Here is a 21,690-nt window from a genome sequence, read left to right as displayed (position 1 = left end):
AGTCCGGAATGCCTTACGGCGTTTCCACCGGCCACGGGCAATAACAACCGACCGCCAGGGTGTGCGTGGCATTGACCGGGCGATCCTCCGTCAGGGCATTCAAAATCGGTTCGATAAAGCTGTTGCTGGAATTGCAGGTCAGGCCTTCGCTGTAGGGGCCGAAGTACGCCAGCTTACCGCTGCGGTCCCAGATCGCCACGGCCGGGCTGGCCGGAACCTGTTCGGAGCCGGGCAATATCGTGATGGTTTTCAGACTGCTGAGGGTCGTGGGCAACTGACCGTGGCTGCCGGTTTTCTGCACGGCGAAGAACTCCACGCCTTTGCCGCCAAACCGCTCGACCATCTCGGTCAGGTGCTGTTGATTGCCGACGTTGCACGGGCAGGCCGGGTCCCAGAAATGTACCAGGCGAATCTTGCCGGGACCGGCGAGGTTGTCCGGCAGGCGCAGCGGATCACCGGAAAATACCGCCGTGTGTTCGCTGAACGCGCGCAGATAACGCCCCTGAAACCAGTCGTACGCCGCCCACAGTACCCCGGCGCAAATCAGCGCGAGCAGGCTGGCAAACAGTGCGGTGCGGTAGGGCGAACGCATGGTTTTCGTTCCAGAAGAGGTGGGCTAGCTTGCCATGCTTGCTCCGACAGATGAATATCGCAGGCCGATAAAGTCTGTTTACCGCTTTGGAATTCCCGCATGCCTGCCACTTTCGACCCCGATCAAATCCGCGCCAGCCTCAAGCCTTTGGCCGAGTGGCAGCCGTTGTCGGACGAGGCCAAGGCTTACCAGCGCTTCTACCAGACCGACTTTCCCCATCGCGATGTCTGGCGTGGCATGGGCCGTTTCGAGGTCGATGGCTATGAAGTGGTCAGCCATTGCTGGTGGCCGGAGAAGGTCAAGGCGACGCTGTTTCTGCTGCACGGTTACTACGATCACACCGGGCTGTATCGGCATGTGATCGAGTGGGCGCTGGATCAAGACTTTGCGGTAATCGCGTGTGATTTGCCGGGGCATGGTCTGTCGAGCGGGCCGCGTGCGAGCATCCGCGATTTCTCTGAATACCAGGACGTCCTGCAAGCGTTGTTCGCCGAGGCGCAGTCGATCGCGTTGCCGCAGCCGTGGCACTTGTGCGGGCAAAGCACCGGCGGGGCGATTGTGGTTGATCACCTGCTCAACCATGGCGAAAACAGCCCGGCGCAAGGCCAGGTGATTTTGCTGGCGCCGCTGGTGCGTCCAAGGGCATGGGGCTGGTCGCAATTTAGTTATTACCTGCTCCGGCCTTTCGTTCGGGGTGTCACGCGACGCTTTAGCGAGAATTCCAATGACCCGGATTTCCTGCCGTTTCTCCAGGCCGATCCGTTGCAGCCACGGCGCTTGCCGACCAAATGGGTGGGCGCGCTGTCACGCTGGATCATCCGCGTCGAGCACGCGAAAAAAAGTCCGCGACGGCCGCTGATCATTCAGGGACAGGCGGACATGACGGTGGACTGGCAACACAATTTGCAGGTGATGAAGTGGAAGTTCGATCGACCGCAGATCCTGTTGCTGGCCGAGGCGCGGCATCATCTGGCGAATGAAACGGCGGAGATGCGGGAAGAGTATTTCGAGTTTCTGAGCAAGCGCATCAGGGGCCGGAATCTTTAGCGCCTGTGAGGGCCTCTTCGCGAGCAAGCTCGCTCCCACAGGGGGGGCGGGATGCTCACAAATTTTGTGTCCGCTGAAGATCCAATGTGGGAGTGAGCTTGCTCGCGAAGGCGGTTTGTCAGGCAGCAAGGATCATTGCCCGACCGCCAACCCCGCGCGAATCGCCGCCAACGCTGCCTGGTAATAAGCCTTGCCCTCAGTCGATTCGGCAAATGTCGCAAACTCCTCCAGCTCTTCATCCGACAAGTCGCGATACACGTAGAGCAGCGTGTTGTTGATGTCCGCGCCAATCTGATCCATCAAACGCTGGCGCTGACCATTGAGCATGCCCTGCGCCTGACCGCCACCGAGCAATCCCGGGATCATCGAACTCAAACTGTCCGCCGCCACGCCGGCAATCGCCAGGCTCACTTCGGCGCCGGCCTCACGCGCCGGCAAGGCCTGAGCGAGGTGGCCAATGATCAGCAGACGGCTGTCGCTGGCCTGCATCTTCGGCAAGCCCTTGGCATTTTTCGCCAGTTGATCGCGACGGGTGGCGAGCAATTCAGCCGCGACAATTTTCTTGCCCAGCGGCGATTGAAAGAAAGTCAGGGCCGGTTTCGGGTCGGCAAGCTTCTGCCGCAGTTGCGCCTCGGCGCGTTGATCCACAGCTTGCGGGGCGAAGCGCTGGTTGCTGTTGTTCACCAGTGCCTGAAACACGGCGGGCGGCAGGCTGTTCTGGTAGCGCTGCTGCGCAGCAGTCAGGGCGTCATTGAAATGCGCACGTTGATCTGGCCAGCCGGCGACCTTGTACAACTGATCGTGGCCGTCCGCCCAAGCGGGCAAAACGCAGAACATCAACAGTGAAAAAAGCAAACGGCGCATAGGGACTCCTGTCAGCAGCGGACTATTCTCCGTGCGGTGCCGGTACTTGTCGAGAATTCGTAGCAAGCCGCCGCGTGGCTCTGTCGGATTTCTTGCCGCCGACATACTATGCGCGCCATGCAAATATCCTCTGAACACCCACTGCTGTTACGCATTGTCGATGACCTGGCCGAACACGGCTGGTCGCAGCAGAACATATTCCTGCCCGCCGGTTTGACCCGCGAGCTGGCGGCCGAGTGCCGTAAACGTGAGGCCGAGGGTGAGCTGGCGCCGGCGGCTGTCGGTCGCGGGCCGTTTTCAGAGATCCGCGAAGGGATTCGGGGCGACCACATTCAGTGGATCGACCCCGGCCAGGCCGAGGCCAGCGACCGTTATCTGAACTTGATGGAAAGCCTGCGTGAGGCGCTTAACCGTGGCCTGTTTCTCGGGCTTGAGGATTTTGAATGCCATTTCGCGCTGTATCCGCCGGGCGCGTTCTATCGCAGGCATGTCGACCGTTTTCGCGACGATGACAAACGCATGGTGTCAGTGGTGGTCTACCTCAATGATGCCTGGTTGCCGGAGGATGGCGGTCAATTGCGAATGTACCTGAGCGATGAGCGCGTGCACGACGTGCAGCCTACCGGCGGTTGCCTGGTGGTGTTCCTTTCCGGTGAAGTGCCTCATGAAGTGCTGCCGGCGAACCGCGAGCGCCTGTCGCTGACCGGCTGGTTCCGCCGCCGTGGCAACGAGCCGTTCTGAGATGGAAAAGATTCTGGTCAGCCGCTGCCTGTTGGGCCATCGCGTGCGTTACGACGGTGGCGCGAGCGGGCCGTTCGATCTGCTCGAACAGTGGATCGCTGAAGGGCGGGTGGTGCCGCTGTGTCCGGAGGTCGCTGGCGGATTGCCGACGCCACGGGCGGCGGCGGAGATTCCGGGCGGGCAGGGTGGTGAAGTGCTGGATGGCATTGCCTCGGTCATGACCACCGAAGGCGAGGATGTCAGTGCGCAGTTTCTGGATGGCGCGTGGCAGGCGCTGGCGTTAGTTCAGAAGCATGGCATTCGGGTGGCGGTGCTCAAGGCCAATAGTCCTTCTTGCGGGAATTTGCTGACTTACGACGGGACGTTCAGTGGCGTGAAGGTCAGTGGCGAAGGCGTGACGGCAGCATTGCTCAAGCGTCATGGTGTGCAGGTCTTCAGTGAAGTTGAACTGCCGCTAGCGGCGGTGGCTCTGGCTGCTTTGGATTGATCCTAAATCGTTGCCCTCACCCCAGCCCTCTCCCCGAGGGAGAGGGGGCCGACCGAAGTGTCTGGCGTTATTCATCGACCTGAAAGACCTTATCGACTATGGATTCGACACAGCCATGACTGATCGATTATGGCTTCGACAAAGCCATGACCAGTCGATTTCGGATTCGGTATAGCAATCCCAGGTCGGCGTACCTCTAAAGCATCCCCCAATCAGTCCCCTCTCTTTCTGGGAGAGGGCCAGGGTGAGGGGCTTTAAGGTTTCAACCACTTCTCAGTCAGCGCTGCCAAACGTCCATCCGCCTTGATCCGCTCCATCGCGCTCGCAAGGCTGGCCTGAAACGCCGGATTACCCTTCTGGAACGGAATCGCCAAATCCACCGGCGCTGCCGCTTTCGGCTTCTCTTCCGTAAGCGCCTGCACCAGCACCATCGGCCGTGGCTGCTCATCCTTCTTCGCCAGCAGCTGCGAATCGACCTTGCCGTACGGCTCGCTGAAGTCGAAACGATCCTTGAGTTCGGGTGTCAGTGCTATGTGGTTGAGCGCAACGTCGTACTTGCCGCTTTCAACGCCCTGGAGCAGGTCGGCTTCGTCAGTGACGATGAAGTCGGCGCGCACATCCAGCTCGTTGGCCAGCAGTTGCCCAAGCTCGACCTCGAACCCCGTGAGTGTGTCGCCATCCTTGAAATTGAAGGGCGGTGTATTAGCCTCAAGGGCAATGCGCAGCTCGCCACGGTCATTGACGTCATCAATCAGTTCGGCGTGAGCCAAAGGGCTCAGAAGGGGTAGCAGGCAGATCAGGCCAGGCAGAAAGCGCATGGTCACTCCTTTGAAATCATTATCGCGACGCTCTGAGTGAGGCTCGCTTTGCTATGGTTGTCGAGTGCCTTCGACAACGAATGGTCATGAAGTTGTCATGACCCTGCGGATTTTACGGAAAAACTGGAGAAGAAAATGAAAAGCTTTATGTCACGTGCAGCGCTGGCGGGTGTGCTGATGGGCGTTTCGGTGCTGGCCAGTGCCGCCACACCGGCCCCCAAAGGTGCCGAAGTGTTCATCGTTTCTCCCGAAGACGGGGCCACGGTTTCGCAGACCTTCACCGTCAAATTCGGTACCAAGGACGTCGCGCTGGCACCGGCCGGTGACGTCACCAAGAACACCGGTCACCATCACCTGCTGATCGACGTCGACAAGCTGCCGGCCGCTGGCGCACCGATTCCGAATGACGCCAACCACATGCACTTCGGTAAAGCGCAGACTCAGGCTGACGTCAAGTTGGCGCCGGGCAAGCACACTCTGCAGCTTGAACTGGGCGACAGCGGCCACATGCCGTTCGATCCACCCATCGTCTCGAAGAAAATCACCGTCAACGTCGAATAACGTTTCGGCGTGAATGAAAAAGGGAGCCCGAAGGCTCCCTTTTTTGTCGCTCAACGCTTGATCAGAACAACACGCGGCTACGGATAGTGCCGTTGATGTGCTGCAGCTTCTCTTGCGCCAGATCCGAGTACTCGGCGTCGACGTCGATTACCACGTAACCGACTTTCTCGTTGGTCTGCAGGAACTGACCGGAGATGTTGATGCCGTTTTCGGCGAAGACCTTGTTGATCTCGCTCATCACACCCGGGATGTTCTCGTGGATGTGCAGCAGGCGGTGCTTGCCAGGGTGAGCCGGCAGGGCCACTTCCGGGAAGTTCACCGACGAAACGGAGGTACCGTTGTCGCTGTACTTGACCAGTTTTTCTGCCACTTCCAGACCGATGTTGGCTTGTGCTTCGGCGGTCGAGCCACCGATGTGCGGGGTCAGGATCACGTTGTCGAGGCCACGCAGCGGGCTTTCGAACTCTTCGTCGTTGGAACGAGGCTCCACCGGGAATACGTCGATGGCCGCGCCGATCAGGTGCTTGTCCTTGATCGCGTCCGCCAGGGCGTCCAGTTCGACCACGGTGCCGCGCGCGGCGTTGATCAGGATGCCGCCCTTCTTGATGGCGCGGATTTCCTTCTCGCCGATCATCCACTGGGTCGCAGCGGTTTCCGGAACGTGCAGGGTGACGATGTCGGACATGCCCAGCAGTTCGGTCAGGCTACCGATTTGAGTCGCGTTGCCCAGTGGCAGCTTGGTCACGGTGTCATAGAAGTACACCTGCATGCCCAGACCTTCAGCCAGAACCGACAACTGCGTACCGATCGAGCCGTAGCCGACGATGCCGAGTTTCTTGCCACGGATCTCGAAGGAGTTGGCTGCGGATTTGATCCAGCCGCCACGGTGGCAGGAAGCGTTTTTCTCAGGGATGCCGCGCAGCAGCAGGATCGCTTCGGCCAGCACCAGCTCGGCGACGGAGCGAGTGTTGGAGTACGGCGCGTTGAACACGGCGATACCGCGCTCGCGGGCAGCACTCAGGTCAACCTGGTTGGTGCCGATGCAGAAACAGCCGACCGCTACCAGCTTCTTCGCGTGATCGAAGATCTCTTCGGTCAGTTGGGTGCGCGAACGAATGCCGATGAAGTGAGCGTCAGCGATCTTTTCCTTGAGCTGGGCTTCCGGCAAGGAACCTGTCAGGTATTCGATGCTGGTGTAGCCCGCCGCCTTGAGGACGTCGACAGCCGATTGGTGGACGCCTTCGAGAAGAAGGAACTTGATCTTGCTCTTATCGAGAGAAGTCTTGCTCATCTGCGTAAACCTGTATCCCGGAGAAAAATGGCAGGGAGGGGAGCAGCCTGGAGCTGACCCAAACGGCAGGAAAGCCGTTACCGCAGAACTGGCCTTGGGCACTGGCCTGCGGGGTCGGTATGCTAGCATAGCCTCCCCGCTAAACACTCATTCCTGCGACGTGAAGCGTTCTCAGGATGACCATGAATTGTTCGAGAGTTCTGTCGATGACCAATCCTGCCCTGATTGATGAACTGAAGACCCTGGTCGAGCCTGGCAAGGTCCTGACCGACGCCGACTCCCTGAATGCGTACGGCAAGGATTGGACCAAGCACTTCGCCCCGGCGCCAAGCGCCATCGTGTTTCCCAAGACCATCGAGCAAGTGCAGGCCGTGGTGCGTTGGGCCAACACCCACAAGATTGCGCTGGTGCCGTCGGGCGGGCGCACCGGGCTTTCCGCCGCTGCGGTGGCGGCCAACGGCGAAGTGGTCGTCTCCTTCGACTACATGAATCAGATTCTCGACGTTAACCTCACCGACCGCACTGCCGTGTGTCAGCCGGGTGTGGTCACCGAGCATTTGCAGAACGTTGCCGAAGAAAAAGGCTTGTACTACCCGGTCGACTTCGCCTCGGCAGGTTCCAGTCAGATTGGCGGCAATATCGGCACCAATGCCGGCGGAATCAAGGTGATTCGCTACGGCATGACCCGCAACTGGGTGGCCGGCATGAAAGTCGTCACCGGCAAGGGTGATGTGCTGGAACTGAACAAAGACCTGATCAAGAACGCCACCGGTTACGACCTGCGTCAGCTGTTCATTGGCGCTGAAGGCACGCTCGGTTTCGTCGTCGAAGCGACCATGCGCCTCGATCGTGCGCCGAAAAACCTCACCGCGATGGTTCTCGGCACCGCCGATTTCGACTCGATCATGCCGGTGCTGCACGCCTTCCAGGGCAAGCTCGACCTGACCGCGTTCGAATTCTTCTCCGATAAGGCTCTGGCCAAGGTCATGGGCCGTGGCGACGTACCGGCGCCATTCGAAACCGACTGCCCGTTCTATGCGTTGCTGGAGTTTGAAGCGACTACTGAAGAAGTGGCCAACAGCGCACTGGAAACCTTCGAGCACTGCGTCGAACAGGGCTGGGTGCTCGACGGCGTGATGAGCCAGAGTGAAACCCAGCTGCAGAACCTGTGGAAGCTGCGCGAGTACATCTCCGAAACCATCTCGCACTGGACGCCGTACAAGAACGACATCTCGGTCACCGTGTCGAAAGTGCCGGCGTTCCTGAAGGAAATCGACGCGATCGTCGGCGAACACTATCCGGACTTCGAGATCGTCTGGTTCGGCCACATCGGCGACGGCAACCTGCACTTGAACATTCTCAAGCCGGATAACCTGAGCAAGGACGAGTTCTTCGCCAAATGCGCGACCGTCAACAAGTGGGTGTTCGAAACCGTCGAGAAGTACAACGGTTCGATCTCCGCCGAGCACGGCGTGGGCATGACCAAACGCGATTACTTGACCTACAGCCGCTCGCCGGTTGAGATCGAGTACATGAAAGCGGTGAAAGCGGTGTTCGACCCGAACGGCATCATGAACCCGGGCAAGATTTTTGCGGTTTGATCGACAATCTTTGATGAATCAATGAAGGCAGGAGTCGGTAAATGAGCTATCAGCACCAGTACGTCGACGGTACGCGCATTCACTTCCCGATCGGGAAAGTCGTGTGCATTGGCCGCAATTACGCCGAACACGCCAAGGAACTGGACAATCCGGTGCCTACCGAGCCGTTGCTGTTCATCAAACCGGGCAGTTGCGTGGTGCCGCTGGAAGGCGGTTTCAGCATTCCGACCGAGCGCGGTTCAGTGCACTACGAAGCGGAAATCGCCGTGTTGATCGGCAAGCCGTTGTCGACCAAGCCGAGCCGTGAAGAAGTGCTCGACGCCATCTCTGGTTTTGCCCCGGCACTGGATCTGACCCTGCGCGACAAACAGGCCGAGCTGAAAGCCAAGGGCCTGCCGTGGGAAATCGCCAAGTCGTTTGACGGCGCAGCGGTGATCGCCCCGTTCGTGGTTGGCAGCACCTTCGCTGACCTGACCGACATCGGCATTCGCCTGACCATCAACGGCGAAGTGCGCCAGGACGGCAACAGCAGCGCGATGCTCAACCCGATCGTGCCGATGATCCAGCACATGGCCGGCTGCTTCTCGCTGCAGGCCGGTGACGTGATCCTCACCGGCACGCCAGTGGGCGTTGGCCCGCTGAACGTTGGCGATGACATCGTTCTCGAACTGGTCGGCGCGAGCAGCTTCAACAGCAGCGTGCGCTAACCGCCACACTGCAAATCCCCTGTGGGAGCGAGCTTGCTCGCGAAAGCATTTTGTCAGTCAACAAAGATGTCGACTGACACTCTGCCTTCGCAAGCAAGCTCGCTCCCACATTGTTTTGTGCTGCCCTGAAGATCGCTGGCAACACACGGCAATCCCGCCATTTGCCGTTTTTTTCACATCCTGTACGGATAATTCCTCTCATTCTGGCGTCTGAGCCGGCCTCTTTGTGCTATTACCCATAGCCTGAATTTTCGGAACGCGTCCCTCGATGTCATCTCAAACTCAGCTCAAACCCACCCGCCGTTCACGTTTCGCCCTGCGCTGGTATGTCTGGCTGTTGCTGGTGCTTGCCGCGGCATATGCCTTGGCGTTTGCCATGCATTGGGATGATCGCGGTGTGCTTTGGCTGCAGGAGCGCTTTGAAAGCCAGGCCGAGCAGAAGGAAAGCATCTGGCTGCCGGACTATCGGGTGGTCATCGATGCCAAACCGCTGAAGGGTATGGAGAAGGACGAGGCTTCGGATCTGGCTTACAACCCGCAGACCAAAACGCTGTTCTCGGTGATGGGCAAGAACCCGTTTCTCGCTGAACTGACGTTACAGGGCGATGTACTGCGCAAAATGCCGCTGGTGGGCTGGAGCAATCCGGAAGGCCTTACGATGATGGAAAACGGCTTGATGGCCATCGTCGACGAGCGTCAGCACATGCTGTCGATCGTCAAAGTCGATGCCGATACTCGCGAGCTGAATATCGCCGACTTCCCGAAATACGACCTCGGCCCGTCGAAAGACCAGAACAAAGCCTTCGAAGCCATTACCTGGGATTCCCACAACCAGCAATTGCTGCTCGGTGAGGAGCGGCCACCGGCGCTGTTCACCTGGAAGAGCGACGGCAGCCAGACCCTCAAGGGCGACAAGCAGAAACTTGCCAGTGATGAACTGGATATTCGCAACCTCTCGGCCTTGGCGATTGACCCGCGCACTCAGCACACGCTGGTGCTGTCCGCCGACTCGCATCTGCTGCTGGAACTGGACGAGAAGGGCGAACAGGTCAGCTTCATGACCCTGCTTGGCGGCTTCAATGGCCTGAAAAACACCATTCCCCGCGCCGAAGGCGTGACCATGGACGAGGCAGGTACGCTGTACATGGTCAGCGAGCCCAACTTGTTCTATCGCTTCGAAAAACAGAAATAGCAGCCTTCGGCAGCTCCTACAGGGGTTGGCTTGTGGTTTGAGGCAAGTGGCCATTAAGCTTCAGTTCAGACGGGCGTGATATTTCATCCGCCTGTTTTGATCCCGAGCCATCCACATGCGTCGACTTGCCCGCCCCAAGCCTCTGATTATCTTCCTGTCGGTGATTGCCCTGATCGCGTTGATTGCGATCGGTCAATACATGCGCCTGTTCGAGCGCGCCTGGTTTAACTTGCACACCCTGTGGCAACCGCAGAGTAGCGAGTCGATTGGGCTGGATCAGTATCGCGTGGAGATTGAGGCGCGGGTGATTGACGGGCTGGACGACGATGTTTCGGCGCTGACCTTCGATCCGGTGCGCAAAAGTCTGTTCACCGTGACCAACAAGAATTCCGAGCTGGTCGAACTGTCGCTTGAAGGCAAGATACTGCGGCGCATTGCCCTGATTGGTTTTGGCGATCCCGAAGCCGTCGAGTACATCAGCGCCGACACCTACGTGATCACTGATGAGCGTCAGCAGCGACTGATCAAGATTCACTTGGAGGCAGGCACCACATTCCTCGACGCGGCGGACGCCGAGCAGATGACCCTCGGCGTGCATATGGCCAGCAACAAAGGTTTTGAAGGCCTGGCGTATGACTCGGTGGGCAAGCGTCTGTTTGTCGCGAAAGAGCGTAATCCGATGCTCATCTACGAAGTGCACGGTTTTCCGCACTTCAATCCGGAAAAGTCCTACGCGGTGCATGTGATCAACGACCCCAAGCGTGACGCTGGGATGTTTGTGCGCGATCTGTCGAGTTTGCAATACGACGAGCGCAGCGGGCATTTGCTGGCGCTGTCGGATGAGTCGCGGTTGATTCTGGAGCTGGATGTCGGCGGACGGCCGTTGAGCACCATGTCCATCAGTGGCGGCCGGCAGGGTTTGAAGAAAACCGTGCCGCAGGCGGAAGGCATTGCGATGGATGATGACGGAACGTTGTATCTGGTGAGCGAGCCGAATCTGTTCTACGTCTTCAAAAAACCTGCACAGCCCTAACCAACACCCCAAAACCATTGTAGGAGTGAGCCTGCTCGCGATAGCGGTCTGTCAGTCGACAACAATATCAACTGACAGACCGCTATCGCGAGCAGGCTCACTCCTACAGGGGGATTTCGTTTGCCCACAAATGTGTGGGTGACTGGGATTACTCAGCCTTCAGGGTTTTCACACCTTCACTGGTGCCCAGCAACAGCAAGTCCGCGGGACGCGCCGCGAACAAGCCGTTGGTGACCACGCCGACGATCGCATTGATCTGCGCTTCCAGCTCCACCGGGTTGGTGATCTGCAGGTTGAACACATCCAGAATGATGTTGCCGTTATCGGTCAAAACGCCTTCGCGGTACACCGGGTCGCCGCCCAGTTTCACCAATTGACGCGCGACGTGGCTGCGGGCCATCGGGATCACTTCGACCGGCAGCGGGAACTCGCCCAGCACCGGCACCAGTTTGCTGGCGTCGGCGATGCAGATGAAGGTCTTGGCCACGGCGGCAACGATCTTCTCGCGGGTCAGCGCTGCGCCGCCGCCCTTGATCAGGTTCAGGTGCGCGTCGCTTTCATCGGCGCCGTCGACGTAGAACTCCAGGTCGCTGACGGTGTTCAGCTCATACACCGGAATCCCGTGGCCCTTGAGGCGCGCGGCGGTAGCTTCGGAACTGGCCACCGCGCCATCGAAGGCGCCCTTGTGCTGGGCCAGGGCGTCGATGAAGCAGTTGGCGGTGGAGCCGGTGCCGACCCCGACGATGCTCTTGTCGTCGAGTTTCGGAAGGATGAAGTCGACGGCGGCCTGAGCCACTGCCTGTTTGAGTTGATCCTGGGTCATGCGGGCTCCGGAAGCGGGCAAGGTGAGAACGGAAAGGCCGGCATTATAGCCGCAAGCGAGGCTAAAACCTCTGGATTCGTGTGGTCGTCCGGGCAAAAGCCGGGTTAGACTCCTTGGCCCTGCCCAACCCGCTCAGTGATGCTTTCCGATGCTCGAACAGTACGTCAAAAAGATCCTCACCTCGCGCGTTTATGACGTTGCCGTAGAAACCCCGTTGCAGAACGCTCGCCAGCTCTCCGAGCGGCTGGGCAATGACATCTGGCTCAAGCGTGAAGACTTGCAGCCGGTGTTCTCGTTCAAGATTCGCGGCGCCTACAACAAACTCACCCAGCTGACTGACGAAGAGCGTGCCCGTGGCGTGGTCACTGCGTCGGCGGGCAACCATGCGCAAGGTCTGGCCCTGGCGGCGAAAGTGCTGGGCGTCAAAGCCACCATCGTCATGCCCAAGACCACCCCCGAGATCAAAGTCGAAGGCGTGCGCTCGCGTGGCGGCAAAGTAGTGCTGCACGGTGACTCGTTCCCGGAAGCTCTGGCGTACTCGCTGAAACTGGTCGATGAAAAAGGCTACGTCTACATTCACCCGTACGATGATCCGCACACCATTGCCGGGCAGGGCACCGTGGCGATGGAAATTCTGCGCCAGCACCCGCAGCCACTGGACGCGATTTTCGTTCCGGTCGGCGGCGGCGGCCTGATCGCCGGCATCGCTGCCTACGTGAAATACCTGCGTCCGGACATCAAAGTCATCGGCGTCGAGCCGGACGACTCCAACTGCCTGCAAGCGGCAATGGCCGCCGGTGAGCGCGTCGTATTGCCGACCGTGGGCATCTTCGCCGACGGCGTGGCGGTGGCGCAGATTGGCCAGCACACCTTCGACATCTGCAAGGACTACGTCGATGAAGTGATCACAGTCAGCACTGACGAGATCTGTGCGGCTATCAAGGATATCTACGACGATACCCGCTCGATCACCGAACCTGCCGGCGCATTGGGCGTGGCCGGGATCAAGAAGTACGTCGAGTTGCGCGGCGTCAGCGGCCAGACCTTTGTGGCCATCGACTCCGGCGCCAACGTCAACTTCGATCGCCTGCGCCACGTCGCCGAACGCGCCGAGCTGGGTGAAGGCCGCGAAGCGATAATCGCTGTGACCATCCCCGAGAAGGCCGGCAGCTTCAAGGCGTTCTGCGAAGCGATCGGCAAGCGCCAGATCACCGAATTCAACTACCGCTACAACACCGGCAGCGAAGCGCACATTTTCGTTGGCGTGCAGACCCATCCGGAAAACGATCCGCGCAGTGCATTGCTGGCGAGCCTGACCGAGCAGGGTTTCCCGGTACTCGACCTGACCGACAACGAACTGGCCAAACTGCACATCCGCCACATGGTCGGCGGCCACGCGGCGCACGTGATTGATGAAGTGGTGTTCCGCTTCGAGTTCCCGGAGCGTCCGGGCGCGCTGTTCAATTTCCTCAACAAGCTCGGTGGGCGCTGGAACATCTCGATGTTCCACTACCGCAACCACGGCGCTGCCGATGGTCGCGTGGTCGCCGGTCTGCAAGTACCGCACGACGAACGTCATCTGGTGCCGGCGGCGCTTGAGGAAATCGGTTACCCGTACTGGGATGAAAGCGAAAACCCGGCCTATCAGCTGTTTCTTGGCTGAGCGGCTACGCTGATGGGCATGGCCCAAGGAAGAGAATTACATGGAAACCCTGACCACCCTGAAAGTCCTTCACGTCGCGGCGACCGTGGTCATACTCGCGAGCGGGCTGGGGCTTGCCGCCCTGACCTGGCGTAATCGCAGCGAAGGGCCGGCCAGCACGATGCAGCGTCCCTGGCTGTTTATCTGGTGTTTGATGCTGATCGGTATGCTGAGCATGCCTTTCACCGGCTGGTGGCTGGTGCACCTGATCGGCTGGCCATTGGGGCAGTTGTGGATTCTGGGGTCCAGCGTGATTTATGCCGTGGCCACGTTGAGTGCAGTGTGGTTGTTGGTGCGGCTTAATCGGCTGTGGACAACGGGGGTTGGTAACTGGAAATTCAATCTGGCCCTGGCGATTGTCAGCGGTGTCGGGTTTCTTGCCATTGCCGGGTTGATGGGGGCCAAGCCTGTTTAAGGCTTGAGACCGTGTCGACCCCATTCGCGAGCAGGCTCGCTCCCACAGGGGATTTGTGAACGACACAGATCCAATGTGGGAGCGAGCTTGCTCGCGAAGGCATAATCAGCCGCGCAGCGAAATCACCGGCCAGCCACGCTTCTCGGCTTCAGCACGCAGATTCGGATCCGGATCCACCGCGACCGGATTCGCCACCTGCTCCAGCAGCGGCAAGTCATTCATCGAATCGCTATAAAAATAGCTGTCATCCAGCGAATACCCGGTTTCCTCCAGCCAACGGTTCAGGCGCGTGACCTTGCCTTCGCGAAAGCACGGAATGTCGGTGCTGCGCCCGCTGTAGCGGCCATCAACCATCTCGCATTCGGTGGCAATCAGGGTTTCAACGCCCAGGCGCACGGCAATCGGCGCCGTCACGAAGCGGTTGGTCGCGGTGATGATCACCAGTTTGTCGCCGGCATCACGATGTTTTTTCAGCAGGTCCAGTGCCTTCGGCAGCACGATCGGTTCGATGCAATCGCGCATGTAATCGTTGTGCCATTGCTCAAGCACGGCCATTTCGGTGCGACCGAGGATCTCCAGGCAGAAGTTCAGGTACGCGGCGTTATCCAGTTTGCCGGCGAGGTAATCCTGATAGAACTCGTCGTTGCGCGCCTTGTACGCAATCGGGTCGAGGAAGCCGCGTTCACACAGATAGTCGCCCCAGGCGTGATCGCTGTCGCCGCCCAGAAGGGTGTTGTCCAAATCGAATAGAGCCAGGCGCATTGCAGTTACCCGCTGAAAAGTCAGTAAAAAGGCGACAAGAATACGGTCTTTTCACAAGAGTGCACATAAGGTAGGAAGCCTCGTTGCCGCCTTATCAACCTTTGTGGAACAATGCGGCGACATGCGTTTGCGAGGTTGTTGCCGTGATCGACCCCGATGGTTTCCGCCCCAATGTCGGGATCATTCTGACGAATGACGCCGGCCAGGTGCTATGGGCTCGCCGTATCAATCAAGATGCCTGGCAGTTTCCGCAAGGGGGAATCAACCCTGAAGAGACGCCGGAAGACGCCTTGTACCGCGAGCTGAACGAAGAAGTTGGCCTGGAACGTGAAGATGTTGAAATACTGGCCTGTACCCGGGGCTGGTTGCGCTATCGTTTGCCGCAACGTCTGGTGCGTACGCACAGCCAACCGCTGTGCATCGGCCAGAAACAGAAATGGTTTCTCCTGCGCCTGATCTCCAACGAGCAGCGGGTGCGGATGGATTTGACCGGTAAACCGGAGTTCGATGGCTGGCGCTGGGTCAGCTATTGGTATCCGTTGGGCCAGGTGGTGACATTCAAGCGCGAGGTGTATCGCCGCGCCCTCAAAGAGCTTGCCCCGCGCCTTTTAGCGCGCGACTGACGACGGAGTTCGACCCCGAGCCATGCTCAATACGCTGCGCAAGATCGTCCAGGAAGTTAACTCCGCCAAGGATCTCAAGGCGGCGTTGGGGATTATTGTGTTGCGCGTCAAAGAGGCCATGGGCAGCCAGGTCTGCTCGGTCTACCTGCTTGATCCCGAGACCAACCGCTTCGTCCTGATGGCCACCGAGGGCTTGAACAAGCGCTCGATCGGCAAGGTCAGCATGGCACCCAACGAAGGTCTGGTCGGTCTGGTCGGCACGCGTGAAGAACCCCTGAACCTCGAAAACGCTGCGGATCACCCGCGCTACCGCTACTTCGCCGAAACCGGTGAAGAGCGTTACGCCTCGTTCCTCGGTGCACCGATCATTCACCACCGCCGCGTCGTCGGCGTGTTGGTCATCCAGCAAAAAGAACGCCGCCAGTTCGACGAGGGTGAAGAAGCCTTCCTCGTGACCATGAGCGCCCAGCTTGCAGGCGTTATCGCCCATGCCGAGGCCACCGGTTCGATCCGTGGTCTGGGCCGTCAGGGCAAGGGTATTCAAGAAGCCAAGTTCGTCGGCGTGCCGGGCTCGCCGGGTGCGGCGGTCGGTACCGCGGTGGTCATGCTGCCGCCGGCCGATCTCGACGTGGTGCCCGACAAGACCATCACCGACATCGACGCTGAACTGGCGCTGTTCAAGACCGCCATCGAAGGCGTGCGTGCCGACATGCGCGCGTTGTCCGCTAAACTCGCGACCCAACTGCGTCCGGAAGAACGCGCACTGTTCGACGTCTACCTGATGATGCTCGACGATGCCTCGCTGGGCAGCGAAATCACCACCGTGATCAAGACCGGCCAGTGGGCCCAGGGCGCGCTGCGTCAGGTGGTCACTGAGCACGTCAACCGTTTCGAGTTGATGGACGACGCCTACCTGCGTGAGCGTGCCTCGGACGTCAAAGACCTTGGTCGCCGTCTACTCGCCTACTTGCAGGAAGAGCGCCAGCAGAACCTGGTCTACCCGGAAAAAACCATTCTGGTCAGCGAAGAACTGACGCCGGCGATGCTCGGCGAGGTTCCGGAAGGCACACTGGTCGGTCTGGTCTCGGTACTCGGCTCGGGTAACTCGCACGTCGCGATCCTCGCCCGAGCGATGGGCATTCCGACGGTGATGGGGCTGGTCGACCTGCCGTACGCCAAGGTCGACGGCATCGAAATGATCGTCGACGGCACACGCGGTGAGGTTTACACCAACCCGAGCGAAGTGCTGCGCAAGCAGTTCGCCGAAGTCGTCGAAGAAGAGAAACAACTGGCGCTGGGCCTCGACACCCTGCGTGACCTGCCGTGCGTGACCCTCGATGGCCACCGCATGCCGCTGTGGGTCAACACCGGCCTGCTGGCCGATGTGGCGCGGGCGCAGAAGCGTGGCGCCGAAGGTGTCGGCCTGTACCGCACCGAAGTGCCGTTCATGATCAACCAGCGCTTCCCGAGCGAGAAGGAACAACTGGCGATCTACCGCGAGCAGCTCGCCGCGTTCCACCCGCAACCGGTGACCATGCGCAGCCTCGACATCGGCGGTGACAAGTCGCTGTCGTACTTCCCGATCAAGGAAGACAACCCGTTCCTCGGCTGGCGCGGCATTCGCGTCACCCTCGACCACCCGGAAATCTTCCTGGTGCAGACCCGCGCGATGCTCAAGGCCAGCGAAGGCCTGAACAACCTGCGGATTCTGCTGCCGATGATCTCCGGCACCCACGAACTCGAAGAAGCCCTGCACCTGATCCACCGGGCCTGGGGCGAAGTGCGCGACGAAGGCACCGACGTGCCGATGCCGCCGATCGGCGTGATGATCGAGATCCCGGCAGCGGTGTACCAGACCAAGGAGCTGGCGCGGATGGTCGACTTCCTGTCCGTCGGTTCCAACGACTTGACCCAGTATTTGCTGGCGGTCGACCGTAACAACCCGCGTGTGGCCGATCTCTACGACTACCTGCATCCGGCGGTGCTGCAAGCCCTGCAGACCGTGGTGCGCGATGCCCATGCCGAAGGCAAACCGGTGAGTATCTGCGGCGAAATGGCCGGTGATCCGGCGGCGGCAGTGCTGTTGATGGCGATGGGCTTCGACAGCCTGTCGATGAACGCCACCAACTTGCCGAAAGTGAAGTGGATGCTGCGTCAGGTCAATCTGAGCAAGGCTCAGGAATTGCTGGCGGAGCTGATGACTATCGACAACCCGCAAGTTATCCACAGCTCGCTGCAATTGGCGCTGAAGAACCTTGGGTTGTCGAAGATGCATCCGCCGGCGGTGGTCAAGGCCCTCTGAATCAAAAGCCCCTCATCGGAACGCCGCCCGTGTAGAGACCGGTACATCCTTTACAAATTAGACCGGGGACATCGTTTACACCTTTACAGGCTTGAAACGCGTTTGGCGCCTCTTTCAAGCCTGCCTAAACAGTGGCTGCAAAGGTACAGTTCCCAAGCGTCATCAGCCACTTCCTTCAACGCGATGTCCTCTCCAATTAGAGCCTCTCCTAGAAAAATCAGCTGTCCTTTCCATTTAATTTCCCCATTTGACCGAACCTTACGTACTTCAACATCGGAACCGTATTCAAGCGCAGGCAAGTAACCGGGATAAGCGCGTATCGACGGGCGATAGACAGATGCCGGCGGTTTCATGCCCAGCGCGGTGTGCGGTCGGTGGTGGTTGAAGTCTTGGATGAAATCCTGAAAAGCCAGCTGCTGGCGCACCAGGTTTTCCGCCGGTGGCACTGCTGCCTTTAGCGTTCGATGCATCCGTTCATGTCGACCATTTTGGTCGGGACGGCCAGGTGTAATCGTTTCGACATGGATTCCGAGCCTGATGAACCAAACCGATAACTTCGAAAGTCGCGCCAGACCTGTCGACGCAAAAGGAGCGCCATTATCAGTGCGGATCACATCCGGCAGCCCATATTCTCGAAAAGCCCACTCGAAGCCTTCCCGCGTCGGCGCTCCGTGCGTACTGGGCAAAGCGCGACAGACGAATAAAAAGCGGCTCATCTGATCGGTAATGGTCAGCGGATAGCACCAATTACCGTCCTGCATTTTGAACTGCCCTTTGTAATCAGCACACCAAGTCTGGTTGGGCGCGTCGACCGGACGCAAATGTGTTGGAGCACGGGGACGCGGGGGATAGGGCCGTCGCGCCACCACCAAACCAGCTTTCTTCAACCACTCCCCGGCGGTACTCGCCGCCGGCCATTGGATATGCGGATCGGAATCGCGCAGGCGACCAATGATCTGCTTGGGTCCCCGATCGGGATGTTCGTTTTTCTTGGCCAGCAACTTGGCGATGATTTCATCGGAAGTTTGGTGAGGGCAATTCAGCGGCTTACGCGACTGCTCTTTCAAGCCATCCACGCCCAACGCTGCATACCGTTCCAGCCACTTGTCGATGGTTGGACGACTGACGCCATACCGCCGGCTTAATTGGCTTTTGGTGTAGCTGCCGCTGAGCCAATCGCTAATTAACTTCACTCGTTGATCCATTGGGGACTCTTGTTTCCAGGGCATGGTCAGCACCTCCTGACCATGATTGATACCTGTAAACCATGTCCCCGGTCTCAAACGTAAAGGATGTACCCGGTCTTTACCCCGCCTAACCCTCTCCCAGAGGGAGAGGGGACTGATCCGGGGATGCTGCGGACTTACGCCGACCTGAAAGGGCTGTGCTGAATCCATAATCGAAGCGCCCCGACCTGATAGTGCTGTGCCGAATCCATAATCGACTCGGTCTTTCAGGTCGGTGTATGGCGCAAGACACCTCGATCGGCCCCCTCTCCCTCCGGGAGAGGGCTGGGGTGAGGGTCAGCTCTTAGACACAAACCTCAACTTCCCCAAGATGCCCGCCATACGGCCCAAAACTCCGCTCCACCATCCGCCGAGTCCCGTCCGCCTGAACGATCAACGCCGTACTCGCCCGCGTCCCATAACTCTGACTGGCAATAAACACACTCGACAACAAAGTCTCAGTCGCCAACCCCACCCCTGTATCCGGCAGCTCAGCCGACGGCGCAACCTGCGCATCACTCAACAACCCCAACAACCGCGCAGGCGTCGGATCATCCAGCACTGCACCTAACGCTGCCTTGGCCTTGAGCAACTTCGGCCACGGCGTATCCAGCCCGGCATTGGATAATCCGTAAACCCCCAATCCCAGCATTACTGGCTCCGACATCCGCGCATTGAAGTGCCACAGCTCATGACTATTACCGAGCAGCAGATTAAACCCGGCATATTCCGCCGCACGCCCGACCACTTCGCTCAAATAATCATCAATCGACGCATCGCCGGTCAGAAACCGCGCCACCAACTCACCCCGCGACTTACGCGCAGGCGCCTGCTGCGGATCGCGGATATTGGTCAGCGCGGCAAAGCGCCCGTTGGCGCCAATCCCCAGCCAACTCCCGCCGGCCTCAAGATCACGTCCGGCATGCACATGCGGCGCCTCTGGCCATGGCGCCAGTGGCAGGCTTGGCCGGGCGTAGAACTCGTCACGGTTGGCCGCGACGATCAGCGGCTGGGCATGGCCCGGGCGCCAGGCGAAAACAATCAGGCACATAAGGTGGTCCTTGTGTGTTTTTTGCTCACTCTACGCATCCGGCGTCCGTGCATCCATCGCCAGTGGAGCCAAAGGGTGTGCATCCGTTACCATGCCGCTCCGGTTTTGCGGATGCGGTCTGGGGAGACGGTCATGGAATTTCTGCTCTATCTGGCGCTGGGCGCCTGTGCGGGCGTGCTGGCCGGGCTGTTCGGGGTTGGCGGCGGGATCATCATCGTGCCGGTGCTGGTGTTCAGTTTCACCTTGCAGGGCTTCGATCAGTCGATCCTCACGCATCTGGCGGTCGGCACTTCGCTGGCGACGATCATCTTCACCTCGGTCAACGCCGTGCGTGAGCATCACCGTCGAGGCGCAGTGCGCTGGCCGATCTTCATGTCGATGGCCGTTGGCATCCTGCTCGGTGCAGGTTTCGGCGCGCTGACTGCGGAAGCGATTTCTGGCCCGCACCTGCAAAAGATCATCGGCGTTTTCGCCTTGATCATCTCGGTGCAACTGGCGCTGGACATCAAACCCAAGGCCAGCCGAACGGTGCCGGGTAAACTCGGTCTGACCGTGGCCGGCAGTGTGATCGGTTGGGCCTCGGCGATTTTTGGCGTGGGCGGCGGTTCGCTGACCGTGCCGTTCCTGACCTGGCGCAGCGTGCCGATGCAGCAAGCCGTGGCAACCTCATCGGCCTGCGGTCTGCCGATCGCCCTGGTCAGTGCATTAAGTTTCATGATTCTGGGGTGGCACGATCCGTTGTTGCCACCGCATAGTCTCGGTTTTGTTTATTTACCGGCGCTGCTGGGCATCGCCCTGACCAGCATGGTTTTCGCCCGCATCGGCGCGCGTTTGGCACATCGGTTGTCGCCGCGCTTGCTGAAACGGCTGTTCGCCGCTTTGCTGTTCAGCGTGGGTCTGAGCTTCTTGCTTTAACCACTTCGCAATCCTGGCTTAATCCTGTGGTGGCAGCGTCGCCCGGGAATTTTGGTTTCAACTCTAACGAGGAGTCGCAATGCTGCCTTACCCGCAGATCGACCCGGTGGCCCTGGCCATCGGTCCGCTGAAAATCCACTGGTACGGTCTCATGTACCTCGTCGGCATCGGCGGTGCGTGGCTGCTGGCGTCGCGCCGGCTCAACCGTTTCGACCCGACCTGGACCAAGGAGAAACTCTCCGACATGGTCTTCTGGATGTCGATGGGCGTGATCGTCGGCGGACGTCTGGGTTACGTGCTGTTCTACGATCTGAGTGCCTACCTGGCCAACCCGACGCTGATTTTCGAAGTGTGGAAGGGCGGCATGTCGTTCCACGGCGGGTTCATTGGCGTGATGCTCGCGGCCCTGTGGTTCGGCAAGCGTAACGGCAAGTCGTTCTTCCAGTTGATGGACTTCGTCGCACCAATGGTGCCGATCGGCCTGGGCGCCGGGCGTATCGGCAACTTCATCAACGCCGAGTTGTGGGGTAAGGCGACCGACGTGCCGTGGGCCATGGTCTTCCCGCCATTCAGCGATCCGGCGCAACTGCCGCGTCACCCGTCGCAGCTGTATCAGTTCGCGCTCGAGGGCGTGGCGCTGTTCCTGATCCTGTGGATTTTCTCGCGCAAGCCGCGTCCGACCATGGCCGTCTCGGGCATGTTCGCGCTGTTCTACGGCATCTTCCGGTTCATCGTCGAGTTCGTCCGCGTGCCGGATGCGCAACTGGGCTATCTGGCCTGGAACTGGCTGACCATGGGCCAAGTACTCTGCGTGCCGATGATCGTCGGCGGGCTGTTCCTGATCTGGCTGGCCTATCGTCGCGCACCGGCAGCACCGCTCGCGCCGACGGCTTAAACTACGAACCCCGGCGCGCGACGCCGGGGCTCAAAGGACACA

22 protein-coding genes are annotated in these 21,690 nt (G+C 59.7%); 14 read left to right on the top strand and 8 right to left on the bottom strand.

The features are described from left to right. Positions 1 to 13: 13 nt before the first annotated feature. Complete coding sequence (locus AB4O01_RS18765; RefSeq protein WP_099757452.1) at positions 14 to 592, bottom strand: DUF6436 domain-containing protein; 579 nt, start codon at positions 590 to 592, stop codon at positions 14 to 16. Between the two features lie 99 nt (positions 593 to 691). Between AB4O01_RS18765 and bipL the strand changes: the two genes are divergently transcribed. Beyond that, positions 692 to 1,639 (top strand): phospholipase BipL, encoded by a 948-nt coding sequence (bipL, locus tag AB4O01_RS18760; protein ID WP_093429785.1) that lies wholly within the window; start codon positions 692 to 694, stop codon positions 1,637 to 1,639. A 132-nt stretch (positions 1,640 to 1,771) separates the two neighbouring features. On the opposite strand, the gene AB4O01_RS18755 is transcribed toward bipL, so the two are convergent. Then, positions 1,772 to 2,503: a DUF2059 domain-containing protein gene (locus tag AB4O01_RS18755; protein ID WP_093429786.1), complete on the bottom strand. Its 732-nt coding sequence runs from the start codon at positions 2,501 to 2,503 to the stop codon at positions 1,772 to 1,774. A gap of 108 nt (positions 2,504 to 2,611) precedes the next feature. Here AB4O01_RS18755 and AB4O01_RS18750 point away from each other — a divergent pair, with 108 nt between their 5' ends. Then, positions 2,612 to 3,244, top strand: coding sequence for a 2OG-Fe(II) oxygenase (locus AB4O01_RS18750; RefSeq protein ID WP_093429787.1), 633 nt, complete (start codon positions 2,612 to 2,614; stop codon positions 3,242 to 3,244). A gap of 1 nt (position 3,245) precedes the next feature. After that, entirely contained in the window at positions 3,246 to 3,731 is a 486-nt protein-coding gene (locus tag AB4O01_RS18745; RefSeq protein WP_460089190.1) for a 2-thiouracil desulfurase family protein, read from the top strand. Between the two features lie 254 nt (positions 3,732 to 3,985). Here the strand turns inward: AB4O01_RS18745 and AB4O01_RS18740 are convergent, their stop codons facing one another. Then, positions 3,986 to 4,549, bottom strand: coding sequence for a transporter substrate-binding domain-containing protein (locus tag AB4O01_RS18740; protein WP_093429789.1), 564 nt, complete (start codon positions 4,547 to 4,549; stop codon positions 3,986 to 3,988). Positions 4,550 to 4,684: 135 nt separating this feature from the next. On the opposite strand from AB4O01_RS18740, the gene AB4O01_RS18735 reads away from it, so the two are divergent. Continuing rightward, positions 4,685 to 5,110, top strand: a complete 426-nt coding sequence (locus tag AB4O01_RS18735) for a DUF4399 domain-containing protein (RefSeq protein ID WP_093429790.1) — start codon at positions 4,685 to 4,687, stop codon at positions 5,108 to 5,110. A 61-nt stretch (positions 5,111 to 5,171) separates the two neighbouring features. On the opposite strand, the gene serA is transcribed toward AB4O01_RS18735, so the two are convergent. Then, entirely contained in the window at positions 5,172 to 6,401 is a 1,230-nt protein-coding gene (gene serA / locus AB4O01_RS18730; RefSeq protein ID WP_008085296.1) for a phosphoglycerate dehydrogenase, read from the bottom strand. Between the two features lie 206 nt (positions 6,402 to 6,607). Here serA and AB4O01_RS18725 point away from each other — a divergent pair, with 206 nt between their 5' ends. The 4 genes from AB4O01_RS18725 (at position 6,608) to AB4O01_RS18710 (ending at position 10,934) form a co-directional block, all read left to right on the top strand. Further along, on the top strand, positions 6,608 to 8,002 hold the full coding sequence (locus tag AB4O01_RS18725; RefSeq protein WP_026000500.1) for an FAD-binding oxidoreductase: 1,395 nt from the start codon (positions 6,608 to 6,610) through the stop codon (positions 8,000 to 8,002). A 41-nt stretch (positions 8,003 to 8,043) separates the two neighbouring features. Continuing rightward, positions 8,044 to 8,709 carry a fumarylacetoacetate hydrolase family protein gene (locus AB4O01_RS18720; protein WP_093429791.1) on the top strand — a complete coding sequence of 222 codons (666 nt, stop codon included), beginning with the start codon at positions 8,044 to 8,046 and terminating at the stop codon, positions 8,707 to 8,709. 268 nt (positions 8,710 to 8,977) lie between these two features. Next, positions 8,978 to 9,901 carry an SdiA-regulated domain-containing protein gene (locus tag AB4O01_RS18715; protein WP_093429792.1) on the top strand — a complete coding sequence of 308 codons (924 nt, stop codon included), beginning with the start codon at positions 8,978 to 8,980 and terminating at the stop codon, positions 9,899 to 9,901. A gap of 115 nt (positions 9,902 to 10,016) precedes the next feature. Next, positions 10,017 to 10,934 (top strand): SdiA-regulated domain-containing protein, encoded by a 918-nt coding sequence (locus AB4O01_RS18710; protein WP_099757445.1) that lies wholly within the window; start codon positions 10,017 to 10,019, stop codon positions 10,932 to 10,934. A 148-nt stretch (positions 10,935 to 11,082) separates the two neighbouring features. Here AB4O01_RS18710 and rpiA read toward each other — a convergent pair whose 3' ends face one another. Continuing rightward, complete coding sequence (gene rpiA, locus AB4O01_RS18705) at positions 11,083 to 11,757, bottom strand: ribose-5-phosphate isomerase RpiA (protein WP_007913886.1); 675 nt, start codon at positions 11,755 to 11,757, stop codon at positions 11,083 to 11,085. 148 nt (positions 11,758 to 11,905) lie between these two features. Here rpiA and ilvA point away from each other — a divergent pair, with 148 nt between their 5' ends. Next, positions 11,906 to 13,420, top strand: a complete 1,515-nt coding sequence (ilvA, locus tag AB4O01_RS18700; protein WP_041072159.1) for a threonine ammonia-lyase, biosynthetic — start codon at positions 11,906 to 11,908, stop codon at positions 13,418 to 13,420. 40 nt (positions 13,421 to 13,460) lie between these two features. Then, the gene (locus AB4O01_RS18695) at positions 13,461 to 13,874 is read left to right on the top strand and encodes a DUF2269 family protein (protein ID WP_093429794.1); all 414 of its coding nucleotides are present in this window, start codon (positions 13,461 to 13,463) and stop codon (positions 13,872 to 13,874) included. A gap of 105 nt (positions 13,875 to 13,979) precedes the next feature. Here AB4O01_RS18695 and AB4O01_RS18690 read toward each other — a convergent pair whose 3' ends face one another. Next, positions 13,980 to 14,636, bottom strand: coding sequence for a histidinol-phosphatase (locus tag AB4O01_RS18690; RefSeq protein ID WP_116254299.1), 657 nt, complete (start codon positions 14,634 to 14,636; stop codon positions 13,980 to 13,982). 143 nt (positions 14,637 to 14,779) lie between these two features. Between AB4O01_RS18690 and AB4O01_RS18685 the strand changes: the two genes are divergently transcribed. Beyond that, complete coding sequence (locus AB4O01_RS18685; RefSeq protein WP_003229203.1) at positions 14,780 to 15,259, top strand: RNA pyrophosphohydrolase; 480 nt, start codon at positions 14,780 to 14,782, stop codon at positions 15,257 to 15,259. Positions 15,260 to 15,281: 22 nt separating this feature from the next. Continuing rightward, positions 15,282 to 17,561: a phosphoenolpyruvate--protein phosphotransferase gene (ptsP, locus tag AB4O01_RS18680; RefSeq protein ID WP_093429796.1), complete on the top strand. Its 2,280-nt coding sequence runs from the start codon at positions 15,282 to 15,284 to the stop codon at positions 17,559 to 17,561. An 83-nt stretch (positions 17,562 to 17,644) separates the two neighbouring features. On the opposite strand, the gene AB4O01_RS18675 is transcribed toward ptsP, so the two are convergent. Then, positions 17,645 to 18,790: an integrase core domain-containing protein gene (locus tag AB4O01_RS18675; protein ID WP_116256756.1), complete on the bottom strand. Its 1,146-nt coding sequence runs from the start codon at positions 18,788 to 18,790 to the stop codon at positions 17,645 to 17,647. 301 nt (positions 18,791 to 19,091) lie between these two features. Further along, positions 19,092 to 19,838, bottom strand: coding sequence for an NRDE family protein (locus AB4O01_RS18670; protein ID WP_186620069.1), 747 nt, complete (start codon positions 19,836 to 19,838; stop codon positions 19,092 to 19,094). A gap of 132 nt (positions 19,839 to 19,970) precedes the next feature. On the opposite strand from AB4O01_RS18670, the gene AB4O01_RS18665 reads away from it, so the two are divergent. Both AB4O01_RS18665 and lgt read left to right on the top strand, forming a co-directional pair. Further along, positions 19,971 to 20,753 (top strand): sulfite exporter TauE/SafE family protein, encoded by a 783-nt coding sequence (locus AB4O01_RS18665; protein ID WP_460089187.1) that lies wholly within the window; start codon positions 19,971 to 19,973, stop codon positions 20,751 to 20,753. A gap of 79 nt (positions 20,754 to 20,832) precedes the next feature. Beyond that, complete coding sequence (gene lgt, locus AB4O01_RS18660) at positions 20,833 to 21,648, top strand: prolipoprotein diacylglyceryl transferase (protein ID WP_016983202.1); 816 nt, start codon at positions 20,833 to 20,835, stop codon at positions 21,646 to 21,648. Positions 21,649 to 21,690 lie beyond the last annotated feature (42 nt).

Source organism: Pseudomonas sp. S2_E02 (assembly GCF_054668355.1).
Note: the sequence above shows the minus strand (reverse complement) of the source record. Positions and strands in the feature narration are given on the sequence as shown.

Excerpts from the sequence above, each read along its gene's own strand:
- AB4O01_RS18750 (WP_093429787.1), top strand. The coding sequence starts at position 2,612 with ATGCGCGCCATGCAAATATCCTCTGAACACCCACTGCTGTTACGCATT.
- AB4O01_RS18740 (WP_093429789.1), bottom strand. The coding sequence starts at position 4,549 with ATGCGCTTTCTGCCTGGCCTGATCTGCCTGCTACCCCTTCTGAGCCCT.
- AB4O01_RS18725 (WP_026000500.1), top strand. The coding sequence starts at position 6,608 with ATGACCAATCCTGCCCTGATTGATGAACTGAAGACCCTGGTCGAGCCT.
- AB4O01_RS18695 (WP_093429794.1), top strand. The coding sequence starts at position 13,461 with ATGGAAACCCTGACCACCCTGAAAGTCCTTCACGTCGCGGCGACCGTG.
- ptsP (WP_093429796.1), top strand. The coding sequence starts at position 15,282 with ATGCTCAATACGCTGCGCAAGATCGTCCAGGAAGTTAACTCCGCCAAG.
- AB4O01_RS18735 (WP_093429790.1), top strand. The coding sequence starts at position 4,685 with ATGAAAAGCTTTATGTCACGTGCAGCGCTGGCGGGTGTGCTGATGGGC.
- ilvA (WP_041072159.1), top strand. The coding sequence starts at position 11,906 with ATGCTCGAACAGTACGTCAAAAAGATCCTCACCTCGCGCGTTTATGAC.
- AB4O01_RS18745 (WP_460089190.1), top strand. The coding sequence starts at position 3,246 with ATGGAAAAGATTCTGGTCAGCCGCTGCCTGTTGGGCCATCGCGTGCGT.
- AB4O01_RS18665 (WP_460089187.1), top strand. The coding sequence starts at position 19,971 with ATGGAATTTCTGCTCTATCTGGCGCTGGGCGCCTGTGCGGGCGTGCTG.
- serA (WP_008085296.1), bottom strand. The coding sequence starts at position 6,401 with ATGAGCAAGACTTCTCTCGATAAGAGCAAGATCAAGTTCCTTCTTCTC.
- AB4O01_RS18720 (WP_093429791.1), top strand. The coding sequence starts at position 8,044 with ATGAGCTATCAGCACCAGTACGTCGACGGTACGCGCATTCACTTCCCG.
- AB4O01_RS18690 (WP_116254299.1), bottom strand. The coding sequence starts at position 14,636 with ATGCGCCTGGCTCTATTCGATTTGGACAACACCCTTCTGGGCGGCGAC.
- rpiA (WP_007913886.1), bottom strand. The coding sequence starts at position 11,757 with ATGACCCAGGATCAACTCAAACAGGCAGTGGCTCAGGCCGCCGTCGAC.
- AB4O01_RS18710 (WP_099757445.1), top strand. The coding sequence starts at position 10,017 with ATGCGTCGACTTGCCCGCCCCAAGCCTCTGATTATCTTCCTGTCGGTG.
- lgt (WP_016983202.1), top strand. The coding sequence starts at position 20,833 with ATGCTGCCTTACCCGCAGATCGACCCGGTGGCCCTGGCCATCGGTCCG.
- AB4O01_RS18755 (WP_093429786.1), bottom strand. The coding sequence starts at position 2,503 with ATGCGCCGTTTGCTTTTTTCACTGTTGATGTTCTGCGTTTTGCCCGCT.
- AB4O01_RS18765 (WP_099757452.1), bottom strand. The coding sequence starts at position 592 with ATGCGTTCGCCCTACCGCACCGCACTGTTTGCCAGCCTGCTCGCGCTG.
- AB4O01_RS18715 (WP_093429792.1), top strand. The coding sequence starts at position 8,978 with ATGTCATCTCAAACTCAGCTCAAACCCACCCGCCGTTCACGTTTCGCC.
- AB4O01_RS18670 (WP_186620069.1), bottom strand. The coding sequence starts at position 19,838 with ATGTGCCTGATTGTTTTCGCCTGGCGCCCGGGCCATGCCCAGCCGCTG.
- AB4O01_RS18675 (WP_116256756.1), bottom strand. The coding sequence starts at position 18,790 with ATGCCCTGGAAACAAGAGTCCCCAATGGATCAACGAGTGAAGTTAATT.
- bipL (WP_093429785.1), top strand. The coding sequence starts at position 692 with ATGCCTGCCACTTTCGACCCCGATCAAATCCGCGCCAGCCTCAAGCCT.